11 protein-coding genes are annotated in these 12,820 nt (G+C 58.7%); all 11 read left to right on the forward strand.

Annotated features, from left to right (window positions below):
- Positions 1-39: 39 nt before the first annotated feature.
- The 11 genes from AB6V08_RS01680 (at position 40) to tssH (ending at position 12,672) form a co-directional block, all read left to right on the forward strand.
- Positions 40-591, forward strand: coding sequence for a peroxiredoxin (locus AB6V08_RS01680; RefSeq protein ID WP_368540951.1), 552 nt, complete (start codon positions 40-42; stop codon positions 589-591).
- Positions 592-611: 20 nt separating this feature from the next.
- Positions 612-1,847, forward strand: coding sequence for a protein-disulfide reductase DsbD family protein (locus AB6V08_RS01685; RefSeq protein ID WP_368540952.1), 1,236 nt, complete (start codon positions 612-614; stop codon positions 1,845-1,847).
- A 20-nt stretch (positions 1,848-1,867) separates the two neighbouring features.
- Positions 1,868-2,425: a sigma-70 family RNA polymerase sigma factor gene (locus AB6V08_RS01690; protein WP_368540954.1), complete on the forward strand. Its 558-nt coding sequence runs from the start codon at positions 1,868-1,870 to the stop codon at positions 2,423-2,425.
- Complete coding sequence (locus tag AB6V08_RS01695; protein ID WP_368540956.1) at positions 2,412-3,041, forward strand: DUF1109 domain-containing protein; 630 nt, start codon at positions 2,412-2,414, stop codon at positions 3,039-3,041. Before AB6V08_RS01690 ends, AB6V08_RS01695 begins: the two co-directional genes overlap by 14 nt.
- Positions 3,042-3,542: 501 nt before the next feature.
- Positions 3,543-4,040 (forward strand): type VI secretion system contractile sheath small subunit, encoded by a 498-nt coding sequence (gene tssB / locus AB6V08_RS01700; protein ID WP_368540957.1) that lies wholly within the window; start codon positions 3,543-3,545, stop codon positions 4,038-4,040.
- A gap of 31 nt (positions 4,041-4,071) precedes the next feature.
- The gene (tssC, locus tag AB6V08_RS01705; protein ID WP_368540958.1) at positions 4,072-5,619 is read left to right on the forward strand and encodes a type VI secretion system contractile sheath large subunit; all 1,548 of its coding nucleotides are present in this window, start codon (positions 4,072-4,074) and stop codon (positions 5,617-5,619) included.
- A gap of 16 nt (positions 5,620-5,635) precedes the next feature.
- Positions 5,636-6,976, forward strand: coding sequence for a type VI secretion system baseplate subunit TssK (gene tssK, locus AB6V08_RS01710; RefSeq protein ID WP_368540959.1), 1,341 nt, complete (start codon positions 5,636-5,638; stop codon positions 6,974-6,976).
- A complete protein-coding gene (gene tssL / locus AB6V08_RS01715) occupies positions 6,973-7,662 on the forward strand; it encodes a type VI secretion system protein TssL, short form (protein ID WP_368540960.1) in 690 nt (229 codons plus the stop codon). Before tssK ends, tssL begins: the two co-directional genes overlap by 4 nt.
- A complete protein-coding gene (locus tag AB6V08_RS01720; protein ID WP_368540961.1) occupies positions 7,659-9,365 on the forward strand; it encodes an OmpA family protein in 1,707 nt (568 codons plus the stop codon). Before tssL ends, AB6V08_RS01720 begins: the two co-directional genes overlap by 4 nt.
- 3 nt (positions 9,366-9,368) lie before the next feature.
- A complete protein-coding gene (gene hcp / locus AB6V08_RS01725; RefSeq protein ID WP_028019678.1) occupies positions 9,369-9,860 on the forward strand; it encodes a type VI secretion system effector Hcp in 492 nt (163 codons plus the stop codon).
- A gap of 163 nt (positions 9,861-10,023) precedes the next feature.
- Positions 10,024-12,672, forward strand: a complete 2,649-nt coding sequence (gene tssH, locus AB6V08_RS01730) for a type VI secretion system ATPase TssH (RefSeq protein WP_368540962.1) — start codon at positions 10,024-10,026, stop codon at positions 12,670-12,672.
- Positions 12,673-12,820 lie beyond the last annotated feature (148 nt).

The following is a 12,820-nucleotide window of genomic DNA, read 5'->3' on the forward strand; positions in this document are numbered from 1 at the left end:
ACTCTTCAGGTAACCCTTTTTTTCCTGATGGAGCTGACCATGAAACGTTTGAAAACCCTCTCTGCCGCTGCCGTTCTGAGCTTTTCCCTTTTCGCCGTTAACGCCAGCGCCGCCCTGGACTTGGGCGACAAGGCCCCGGACTTTAACCTGCAGGGCGCGCTCGGCGGCAAACCGCTGACCTTCTCGCTGCAGCAGGCGCTGCAAAAAGGCCCGGTGGTGCTCTACTTCTTCCCGGCGGCGTTCACCAAAGGCTGCACCCTGGAAGCTCACGCCTTCGCTGAAGCCACCGACGACTTTAAAAAACTCGGCGCCACCGTGGTAGGCGTGACCGCCGGGAACGTGGATCAGGTGGATGAGTTCTCGAAGCTCGAGTGCCGGGACAAGTTCGCGGTCGCCGCTGACCCGGGCGCGAAAGTGGCCTCAGAGTACAAAACCCTGATGCAGATGAACGGCAAAACCGTGTCCGATCGCACCTCTTACGTGATCGCGCCGGACGGCAAAATCCTGCTCAGCTACACCGACCGCAACCCGGACGACCATATCCAGAAAGCAATGGATGCGGTGAAAAAATACGCGCAGTCGCACTCGTAATCTGGCCTTCGGGGTGATCCATGCTTACCGCCATTCTGGCCGCCTTTGCGGGCGGCATTATTCTTAACTTTATGCCGTGCGTTTTTCCGGTGATCTCCCTTAAAGCGCTCGGGCTGTTGCGTCATCAGGGCGACAGCGGGAGCGCCCGAACGGAAGGGCTGGGCTTTTTGCTTGGCGTGATTTTCACCATGATGGCGCTGGCGGCGGTGCTGCTGGCGCTGCGCGCCGGGGGAACCGCCGTCGGCTGGGGGTTCCAGCTTCAGTCGCCGCTGGTGATTGCCGCTCTGGCGCTGATTATTCTGGGGGCGGCCCTCAACCTGCTCGGCGTGTTTGAAGTCGGGCTGTCGCTCCAGCGGGCGGGGGAAATCAGCGTCGAAGGGCGCGGGGCGTTTGTGCGCTCGGCCTTAACGGGCGCGCTGGCGATTGTGGTGGCAACGCCCTGCTCGGCGCCGTTTATGGCGGGGGCCGTGGGCTACGCGCTGGTGCAGCCGCCGGCCGTGTCGCTGGCTATCTTCCTCGCGCTGGCGCTGGGCTTTGCCGCGCCCTTTACGCTGATCTCGCTCTTTCCGGCAATCGCCCAGCGCCTGCCGCGCCCCGGCGCGTGGATGGACGTGCTCAAGCGCGGCCTGGCGTTCCCGATGTTCGGGGCCTTTGCCTGGCTGGTGTGGGTGCTGGCGCAGCAGGCCGGAACCACGGCGCTGGCGGCAATGCTGGCCTGCGCCGTAGTGGTGAGTTTTAGCGCGTGGCTCTACGGCATCGCCCAGCGCAGGCGCTTTAGCGGGCGCTCCTGGAAAGCGCTGCTGTCGGTGACCGTGGCGCTGTTCGTTGCCGCCATCGTCCCGCTGCCCAGCGTAATGCATACTCAGGCGGCGCAGCCTGCCGACCAAAGCGCGGCAAGCATTGCCGAGGTGAAATGGTCGCCGCAGACGGTGGCGGACATGCGCGGCCACGGTAAGGCCATCTTCGTTAACTTTACCGCGTCGTGGTGCATTACCTGCCAGGTCAACGATCGCACTTCGCTATCGACCGAGGCCGTCAGGCAGGCTATCGCCCGCACCGGAACCGTCTACATGATCGCAGATTCGACTAAGTTTAATGCGGATATCGACGATGCGATGACCGCCTTCGGGCAGGGCGGGCTGCCGCTGTACGTGGTCTATCCGGCGGACGGCAGCGCGCCGAAGGTGCTGCCGCAGGTGCTTACGCCGTCGATCGTGGTGAATGCCCTGAATCAGGCCTCCGGTAAAAAAGCATGAGGTAAATAACGTGGCGGAATATGGATAACGACCGCGCCCCGCGCGAGCGCTGGCCGGGGCTAATGGCCTTAGCCCAGGCGGGGGATCGCGAGGCGTATACGCAGCTGCTGTGGGCCATTGTCCCGGCGATTCGGGGACGGGTTCGCAGGCAGATTGCCGATAGCGTGCTGGTTGACGACGTCATCCAGGACGTTCTGCTGACGGTACATCGGGTGCGCCATACCTACGATCCGGCGCACCCGTTTTTACCCTGGCTGATGGCGATCGTGCAGGCGCGCAGCGTCGATGCGCTGCGCCGCCGCGGGCGTTATCAGCAGCGCGAAACGGACGAAGAGAAAGCCTATGACGTCGCCACGGTGGAAAATAGCGATAACAAAGAACGAGAGGAGGAGCTGGCGCTGATTTTAGACCAGCTTCCGTCGCGCCAGCGGCAAATTGTCGAGCATATCCATCTCCAGGAGATGAGCCTCGCCGAAGCCGCAGCGCACCACAACCTGAGCATTGCGGCAGTGAAATCATTACTCCACAGAGCGTTAACCACGCTTCGCCGCAGGGGAGCGAATCATGGGCAGTCATGACCTGTTTATTGAGAAACTGAGCCGGGAGATCGGGCCGGTGCGCCGACCCTGGCCGAACGGCAAAAGGGTCATCGCCTGGCTGCTGACGGCGCTGCCCTGCGGCGGCGCGAGCAGCCTGCTGTTCCAGCGCGTGCTCACCGACTGGACGCAGCCCGGCGCGCTGCTCGCCGCGTTTCAGCTGCTGCTGGTGTTCGCGACCGGCACGCTGGCTATTCGTAACGCGTTTCTGCTGAGCATCGCCGGGCGTAAGCCGCTGAGCTGGCGCTGGTTTGCGCCGCCGATCCTCCTTTGGCTGGGGGCATCGACGCTGAGCCTCGGGCAGGCGCAGGGTCAGATACATCATCCTGACGAGGTGAACTGTTACGCCTTTATGCTGGCGGTCAGCGCACCGATGATGGCCATCGCTATTGGCTATTTGCGACTCACCCGCGCGCTGCACCCGCTGCGGACGCTGGCGACCGCGGGGTTTGGCGTCGCCTGCATGGCGTTATCGCTGCTCTCGCTGTGTCATCCGGTTGAAGTCCATCCCCTGGATTTTCTGCTGCACCTGGCGGCGGTCATGACCATTATCGGAGCCACCGTGCTGCTCGGCTGGAAATGGGTTGTGATAAGGTGAAGAAGGGAATAACCGTTTTTGAGGATCTTTCTGTCTGTCGATAACTATATTTTTCTGAAATATTGCCGCTAACAAAAATATTATCTGTGAATGTATTAACGCCCCCTCCATACTTGACTCTTTGGTTTACATAACCCCAGAATTTATCACCAGAGAGTCTCATTTCATGTTCTTCATATATGAAATAATCTCAAAAAATTCGCGCTGCTTATTTGTCATTGGCCGACCTTGATTCATATCAATCTTTCTCGGGCCTTGAAGTAATATTTCGGCGTTCATCATTAATGCGAGATAACCGTTCGAATCAAATCTACGGAACGGTAGTTTTTTCTGTTGGCGTAAGAATTTTCTTGAGACTTTTCAGTGGAAAATTCTTAAGAAATTACTTAAGGCAGTTCAATGATCTAAAAATTTGATCGAGGTTCATGTTTTGCCCTATCATCGCGTGTAAAGAAATATGGTGTGAAAGTTTCTCATAGTGAAAAACATAGGGATTGTTAAATGGCTGACAGCTTCCAGACAGAAGTGCCTAAGGCACGTATTAACCTTAAACTCGACCTGCATACCGGCGGGGCGAGCAAGAAAACTGAGTTACCGCTGAAATTACTGGTTACAGGTGATTTCAGCAATGGTCAAGAAACCGAGACAATTGCTGAACGTGAAAAAGTTAATATCAACAAAAATAACTTTGACAGCGTTCTTTCCGATTATTCCCCAAAAGTGAATATCGCCGTAAAAAATACGCTGGCCGGCGATGGCAGCGAAGAGAATGTTTCACTGACCTTCCGTGAAATGAAAGATTTCGCGCCAGAACAAGTGGCACGTCAAATTCCACAGTTAAAAGCCATGCTCGCCATGCGCAATTTGCTTCGCGATCTGAAAGCAAACCTGCTGGATAACCAGGCTTTCCGAAAAGAGCTGGAAAAAATTCTGCTGGACCCTGCGCTGAGCGCAGAGCTTCGCAGCGAACTGTCTGCCCTGGCACCGAAACAGGCATAACCGGACGCGCTTTTAACGGATTAACTAAGGAATGCTCATGTCTGTACAAAATGAAAATGTTGCTGGTGGCGAAAGCCTGGTTCTGGAACGCCCGGCAGCCGGCGGCGTATACGCTTCTCTGTTTGAAAAAATTAACCTCAACCCTGTCTCCGAGCTGAGCGCGCTGGATATCTGGCAGGACAGCCAGGCGATGGCGGATGCAACGGCTGACGAACGTCTGACCGCGGGGATGCAGGTGTTTCTTGAGTGCCTGATGAAGGCCGGCTCAAAAGTTGAAAAACTGGACAAGACCCTGATCGATCATCACATCGCCGAGCTGGACTACCAGATTAGCCGCCAGCTGGATGCGGTAATGCATCACGATGATTTCCAGGCGGTTGAGTCGCTGTGGCGCGGCGTGAAGTCCCTGGTGGATAAAACTGATTTCCGTCAGAACGTGAAAATCGAGCTGCTAGCAATGTCCAAAGACGACCTGCGTCAGGACTTTGAAGACTGCCCGGAAGTGATCCAGAGCGGCCTGTACAAGCACACCTACATTGATGAATACGACACCCCGGGCGGCGAGCCTATCGCGGCGCTGATCTCCGCCTACGAGTTCGACGCCTCTCCTCAGGACGTTGCGCTGCTGCGTAACATCTCCAAAGTCTCTGCTGCCGCGCACATGCCGTTTATCGGCTCCGCGGGCTCGAAATTCTTCCTTAAAGATTCCATGGAAGAGGTTGCGGCGATCAAAGACATCGGCAACTACTTTGACCGCGCCGAGTACATCAAGTGGAAATCCTTCCGCGACACCGACGATTCACGCTACATCGGCCTGGTAATGCCGCGCGTGCTGGGACGTCTGCCGTATGGCCCGGACACCGTGCCGGTGCGTAGCTTCAACTATGTCGAAGAAGTGAAAGGCCCGGACCATGATAAATACCTGTGGACCAACGCCTCGTTCGCCTTTGCGGCCAACATGGTGCGCAGCTTTATCAAAAATGGCTGGTGTGTACAGATCCGCGGTCCTCAGGCCGGTGGCGCTGTTCAGGATCTGCCGATTCACCTGTATGACCTGGGCACCGGCAATCAGGTGAAAATCCCGTCAGAAGTGATGATCCCGGAAACCCGCGAGTTCGAGTTTGCTAACCTCGGCTTCATCCCGCTGTCGTACTACAAAAACCGCGATTACGCGTGCTTCTTCTCGGCGAACTCCACCCAGAAACCTGCGCTGTATGACACCGCTGACGCCACGGCGAACAGCCGTATCAACGCACGTCTGCCGTACATCTTCCTGCTGTCCCGTATCGCGCATTACCTGAAGCTGATTCAGCGCGAAAACATCGGTACCACCAAGGACCGTCGTTTGCTGGAGCTGGAGCTGAATACCTGGGTACGTAGCCTGGTCACCGAAATGACCGATCCAGGCGACGAGCTGCAGGCTTCTCACCCGCTGCGCGATGCGAAAGTGATCGTGGAAGATATCGAAGACAACCCGGGCTTCTTCCGCGTCAAGCTGTACGCGATTCCGCACTTCCAGGTGGAAGGCATGGACGTCAACCTGTCACTGGTTTCCCAGATGCCGAAGGCTAAAGCGTAATTAGGGCAGGATGCCGATGAAAACGGAACAACCGTTATGGGGCCGTGGGATCATGGTCTCTCCTCAGCATTTTCAACATCAGGCCGCCTATGCGGCCTGGACTGTGGAATGCATCGCGCAGATGGGCCTCAATCATCCCTGGGGAATGATTGAGGCGCTCTTTGAACCTGACGCGCTGAAACTCGGACGTCTGCAGGCCCGTAAACTGCATGTTCGTTTCCAGGACGGTACGCTTGTCGATACCGAAAATGCTGATGCGCTGCCGCCGGTGCTTTCGCTGGACGGTGCATCGCATGATGTCCAGGTTGTACTGGCTCTGCCGCTGATGCGGGCGAACGGCGGTAACTGCCTGAAACCTGAAGAAGTGGCTGAGCGTCCGGTTCGTTTCCGTCAGCGCTGGCGGGATGTGCGTAATCAGTTTGGTGACGACACTCGCCAGATTGCGGTGATGCAGCCGGAACTGACGCTGCGTTTCGCCCATCAGGACAACAGTGATTATTTGACCTGTCCGGTTGCTCGCCTGCTCCAGGATCCGCAAGGCGGCTGGACGCTGGATGAAACCTTCCTGCCACCGTTGCTGACCGTACAAAGCAGCCGCTGGCTGGTCACTCAGCTTGAAATGCTGATGACCCAGCTGCGCGCGCGTCTGACGCGTCTGATGGCTATGCGCCGTGAAAGTAATGAGCGTATGGCTGACTTTGCGGTAGCGGATGTGTCTCTGTTCTGGCTGCTCAACGCCCTGAACAGCGCCGAGCCGGTGCTGGGGCAGTTCCAGCGTAACCCGCAGAGCCCGGTTGAACGGTTATATCCCGAGCTGGCGCGTCTGGCGGGCAGCCTGCTGACGTTCTCCCTTGAGCATCAGGTCAGCGCGATCCCGGTTTATCAGCATGAAGCGTTGAACAGCGTATTCCCGCCGTTGTTTGGACTGTTGAGCGATTTGCTGGAGGCAAGCCTGCCGTCCAGAGTTGTTTCGGTTGAACTGACTCATGATAAACGGCTGCGCCAGTGGCTCGCGAAACTGCACGATCCGCGGCTGCGCGAAGGCGCTGATTACTATCTCTCAGTGCGTTCACCGCTTCCGGCCGCGCAGCTGCAGGAGCAGTTCCCGCTTCAGTGCAAAGTCGGTAGTCCGGACTTCGTGGCAAGTCTGGTGAATAAATCTCGTCAGGGTATCCCGCTATTACCGCTGCACCATGTGCCAGCGGCGATTCCGCTGCGTCTTGAAAACCAGTACTTCTCTCTCGACCTGTCTCATCCGGCGGCTCAGGAGATGCTGGAGAGCGGCAGCTGCGTGTTCTACACACCGGGCATGTTGGGTGAACCTGAGCTTGAACTGTACGCGGTATTAAGAACATGAGTGACAATAAACGCGGCGCGTTTGCGCCTATTGATATTGATGCACTTTTGCAGGACACCTGGCTACAGGTGATCAGTCTGCGTCATGGCCCCCAGTTTCAGGAAGGGGAAGGCCGCGTGCTGTGGGAACGTTGCGTATCAGACGTGGAGCGAGTCCAGCAGGCCCTTAAAGCGGGCGGAATGGATGACATCAGCCGTCAGCATATTCTCACCGCCCAGTGCGCTTTACTCGATGAAACCGTAAAAGGCCGTGGCGTCCATGATGACGCCTGCGTTCAGTGGTACGACATTCCATTGCAGGGCCATTTCCTCGGCACGATGGATGCAGGCGACACGCTGTGCGATCGCATGAAAGCGGTACTGCGTGAACCAGCTCCTGAGGGCGCCGTTTTGACCTGCTTCCAGCGCGTCATGATGCTGGGGTTCCTCGGCGACTTCCGGTCGCTGAACGATCCTGAGCGTCAGAAACTGGTTCAGGCGCTGAGCGATCGCGTTGTTCCCTTCAGCCATTCTCAAACTGCGCCAATTCTGGCTGAAAGCCGCAGCGGACGCGGGGCAGGCGGTGTTTTCTCCTACTGGCCTGTACGTATTGCGGTGAGCATTGTCGTAGTTGCAGCCCTGTGGTGGGGACTGAATCATTGGCTGGATCAGACGCTGGCAACTCTGCTCCCTGAGGTTGTGAAATGAGTTCTGCACAACAACGGCTGATGGCCCTATGGGCGGTATTCCTCAGTGGTTTGCTGTGCCTGGGGTTCTTACCTTTCTCACGGTGGGCTGCTGTTGCCTGCATGGTCGCCGTCTGGGTGCTGATCTTTGTCGTCTGGTTCATTGCCCGTCGCCGTTCAGCCCCCGACACCACGCTGCGTCTGGACAACCTGCCGGAAGCGTCCTATCGCCAGCCTGTCGTGCTGGTCTGCGGCGATCTGCCGCATTCCTGGCCCGAGCAATCGCAGGTAATGACGGTACCGCAGGGATGCTGGATTCGGGTTGATGACGACCAGGAACTTGAGCAGGTCGCCCGTCAGGTGCTTTGGCAGCGTCCTGACTGGGGACGGCAGATTTCGGTGATGGTCTGCGTTTGCCCGCAGAAACACGCAGATACTGAACTGCTGACCAGTCGTTTGTTGGCCCTGCGCTGGCAGATTGGCCAGTTTCGCAAGGAGTCCGGTCATTCTGTCCCCCTGATACTGAATGGCTTTGCCGGTAGCTCAATGATGAACGACCTGCTCTGGCAGGCCGCGATCCCGGGTGAAAGCATTAGCGTCTGGCGTGAATCCTCAGCGCCCAGCTCCATTTCGTCTTGGGTGACAACGGGGGGCGCAATGGCCATGCAGCAGCAGGTGCTGATGAATAACCTGATGGCCTGGTTCGACACCCATGTCAGCGCGGTTTTCACCGACAAACAGCCCGACATGTCGGCCATCGTCCCCGGCGCAATTTTGTGGGGAATGGGACCGATTTCTACCGGAAGCCTCGCAACGTCTGCGTGGACAACCTGGCTTTCACGCCGCACCGCAATGCAGCAGGTTGCTGGCTGGCAACCCGTAGGAACGGACAGCACCGTGCTGTCGCCTTTGCCTGATTTTGTGCTGTCACTGCTGCCGGAAGGACAGGGGCTGACGCCGCGTGAGCGCGCGTGGCGCTGCGGCATGGCGCTTCTTCTGCTGGCTGCCTGTGCCGCGCTGCTGGGCAGCGCCTGGAATAACCGCCAGCTTTTGCAGCGCATGAGCTTTGATATCCACCGCTATGACCGTATCGCCATGGACGATTACGGCCCTAAAGCCGAGGCGCTTAGCACGCTGAAACAGGACGCGATTCAGCTTGATGGCTGGGCACGTAACGGCGAGCCCGTACGGATGAGCCTGGGTTTATACCAGGGTGCACATCTGCGCGGACCGGTGCTGGATGCTATTCGCTCTTACGTTCCGCCGCCGCCGCCGCCAAAACCCGTCGTTAAGCCGGTGCCGACTATCGTGCGCCTCGACAGCATGTCGCTGTTCGATTCAGGTAAAGCCGAGCTGAAAGCAGGCTCAACCAAAATGCTGGTGGGGTCTCTGGTGGGGATCAAGGCGAAGCCAGGCTGGCTGATCGTGGTCAGCGGGCATACGGATAACACCGGGAATCCGCAGCTCAACCAGACGCTCTCCCTGAAGCGCGCCGAAGCGGTGCGTAACTGGATGCGTGACACGGGCGACGTACCGGAAAGCTGTTTTGCAGTACAGGGTTACGGTGAAAGCCGACCTGTCGCCACAAATGATACGCCGGAGGGGCGCACGCTCAACCGTCGTGTCGAAATCAGTCTCGTACCCCAGGCGAATGCCTGTCAGATACCGGACAACAAGCTGGCGTCTTCGCAGGATGAAGACGCATCACTACACAATGGAGAATAACTCATGGCAATTCCTGTTTATCTTTGGCTGAAAGACGACGGCGGCGCGGACATCAAAGGTTCTGTGGACGTTCAGGATCGCGAAGGCAGCATCGAAGTGGTTGCACAGCAGCATAACCTGTACATCCCTACCGATAACAACACCGGCAAACTGACCGGTACGCGTATCCACACCCCGTTCCTGTTCACCAAGGAAATCGACTCCTCCAGCCCGTACCTGTACAAGGCTGTGACCACCGGTCAGACCCTGAAATCAGCTGAGTTCAAGTGGTACAAAATCAACGACGCGGGTCAGGAAGTTGAGTACTTCAACACCAAACTCGAGAACGTGAAAGTGGTGAAAGTGAACCCTGTGATGCACGACATCAAGGATCCTTCTTTCGAGAAACACAACCACCTCGAGCAGATCGAACTGCGTTACGAAAAAATCACCTGGACCTACAAAGACGGCAACATCATTCATTCCGATTCCTGGAACGAACGCGCCACCGCGTAAGCCCGATGCGGACAGGGCAACCTGTCCGCAGTTTTTTGCCGAGCGCCTGCGGCTGCGGGCCTTCTGCAAAGAATCACACAATCTGCCCGCCTGACCTGATGCGCTTTGGTAAGTAGACAGCGAGGGGCGGTAGCGTGCCCGGGAATAACGAAGAGAGAGAAAAATGGAAAACTCAGCCGTCCTGTTACGTCGCCTTAACCCTTACTGCGCCCGCGCGCTGGAAGGTGCCGCCTCCCTGTGTCAGACCCGCGCGCACGCTGAAATCATGCCGGAACACTGGCTGCTAAAACTGCTGGAGCAGGGCGAGGGCGACCTTACCGTGCTGGCGCGCCGCTATGAATGGGACATGGACGGCATGTGGCAGTCGCTGCTGACCTGGCTGGACACGCTGCCGCGCTCCGTGCGCCACCGTCCGCAGCTGTCGGACGCTCTCGGCGCGCTGCTGAAGCAGGCGTGGATGGCGGCCTCCTTGCAGGGCGAAGAGCAGATCCGCAGCCAGCATCTGCTGATGGCGCTCACGGAGAGCCCTAAACTGCTGCACTGCGACGGCCTGTGGCCGCTGCTGACCCTGGGGCAAAGCCAGCTTGAACGCCTGCGTCCGCTGCTGGATGCGCAGTCCGACGAGCGTCCAGAAGTCCAGCAGGAGGCCGCGCTTCAGGCATCCGCCAGCGACGGCGTCGAGCTCGTGGGCCGTCCGGTTGATGCCGAAATGAAAGACGGTGAACTCAACCCGGCGCTGCAGGGCGCGCTGGATAAGTTCACCCTTGACGTCACCGCCAAAGCCAGAGAGGGCAAAATTGACCCGGTATTTGGTCGCGACACTGAAATTCGTCAGATGGTGGATATTCTCTCCCGCCGTCGTAAAAACAACCCGATCCTGGTGGGCGAGCCGGGCGTCGGGAAAACCGCGCTGGTGGAAGGGCTGGCGCTGCGCATTGCCGAAGGCAACGTCCCGGAATCGCTCAAGCCGGTGGTATTGCGTACCCTCGATCTTGGCCTGCTGCAGGCGGGCGCGGGCGTTAAAGGCGAGTTTGAGCAGCGCCTGAAAAACGTCATCGACGCGGTGCAGCAGTCGCCGGTGCCGGTGCTGCTGTTTATTGATGAAGCGCACACCATTATCGGCGCGGGTAACCAGGCGGGTGGCGCGGATGCGGCCAACCTGCTGAAACCGGCGCTGGCGCGCGGTGAACTGCGTACCATCGCGGCGACCACCTGGAGCGAATACAAGCAGTACTTCGAGCGCGACGCCGCGCTGGAGCGCCGCTTCCAGATGGTCAAAGTGGACGAGCCGGATGACGACACAGCCTGCCTGATGCTGCGCGGCCTGAAATCCCGCTACGCGGAACATCACGGCGTGCATATCACCGACGATGCGGTGCGCGCCGCGGTAACGCTCTCCCGCCGCTACCTCACCGGACGCCAGCTGCCGGATAAAGCTGTCGATCTGCTGGACACCGCCGCGGCGCGCGTGCGCATGAGCCTCGACACCGTACCGGAAGCTATCGTGCGCCTGAAAGCGCAGCTGACCGCGCTCGAACTGGAAGAGCAGGCCCTGCTGGAAGATATTGCCGCCGGAAGCAACAAGCACGACGATCGCCTGAGCAACATCGAACAGCAGCGAGCGGCGCTGGAAAGTACTTTGCAACAGCAGGAAAGCCGTTTCGACACCGAAAAACAGCTTGCGCGCCAGCTTGTGACCAGCCGTGAGAACGGCAGCGAGCAGGGCGAGATCGTGGCGCTGCAGCAGGAGCTGGAGCAGGCGCAGCAGGGTGACGTGCTGGTTCAGGTGGACGTAGACACCCGCACAGTGGCGAACGTGATTGCCGACTGGACGGGCGTGCCGCTCTCCTCGTTAATGAAGGACGAGCAGACCGAACTGCTGAGCCTTGAACGCGACATCGGCAAGCGCGTGGTAGGGCAGGATACATCCCTGACCGCGATTGCCCAGCGTCTGCGCGCGTCAAAAACGGGGTTAACCTCTGAAAACGGCCCGCAGGGCGTCTTCCTGCTGGTGGGGCCGAGCGGCGTCGGCAAAACCGAAACCGCGCTGGCGCTCGCCGACTGCCTTTACGGCGGCGAAAAGTCGCTGATAACCATCAACCTTTCCGAATATCAGGAACCGCATACCGTATCCCAACTGAAGGGTTCCCCTCCGGGCTACGTGGGCTACGGGCAGGGCGGGATCCTGACCGAAGCCGTGCGCAAACGCCCGTACAGCGTGGTGCTGCTGGATGAAGTGGAAAAAGCGCACCGCGACGTGATGAATCTGTTCTATCAGGTCTTCGACCGCGGCTTCATGCGCGATGGCGAAGGTCGCGAGATCGATTTTCGCAACACGGTGATCCTGATGACCTCGAATCTGGGCAGCGACCACCTGATGCAGCTGCTGGACGAGCAGCCGGAAGCCAGCGAAGCCGATCTGCACGAGCTGCTGCGCCCGATCCTGCGCGATCACTTCCAGCCCGCGCTGCTGGCCCGCTTCCAGACGGTGATTTACCGTCCGCTGGCGGAAGCCGCTATGCGCACTATCGTGGAAATGAAGCTATCCCAGGTCAGCAAGCGTCTGCATCGCCACTACGGTCTGACCACCCATATTGAAGAAAGCCTCTTCGATGCCCTGACCGCCGCGTGCCTGCTTCCGGATACCGGAGCGCGTAACGTCGACAGCCTGCTCAATCAGCAGATCCTGCCGGTGCTGAGCCAGCAGCTTCTTGCGCATATGGCGGCGAAGCAGAAGCCGGCGGCGCTGACGATGGGGTGGAGCGAAGAGGAAGGGATCGCACTTGAGTTCAGCACAGAAAGCGGACGGTAATTATGAGCACAAACCCTATTATCAGTTTCAGCCACAGCCACCATCTGCTGGCGGTAAAAGAGTGCCCGTCCGGGCTGGACGTGCTGGCCCTGGAAGGGCACGAGGCCCTGAGCCAGCCGTTCCGCTACCGCATTGAGTTCACCAGCGC

It is taken from the genome of Enterobacter soli (assembly GCF_964208575.1).
Taxonomy (GTDB): domain Bacteria; phylum Pseudomonadota; class Gammaproteobacteria; order Enterobacterales; family Enterobacteriaceae; genus Enterobacter; species Enterobacter soli_A.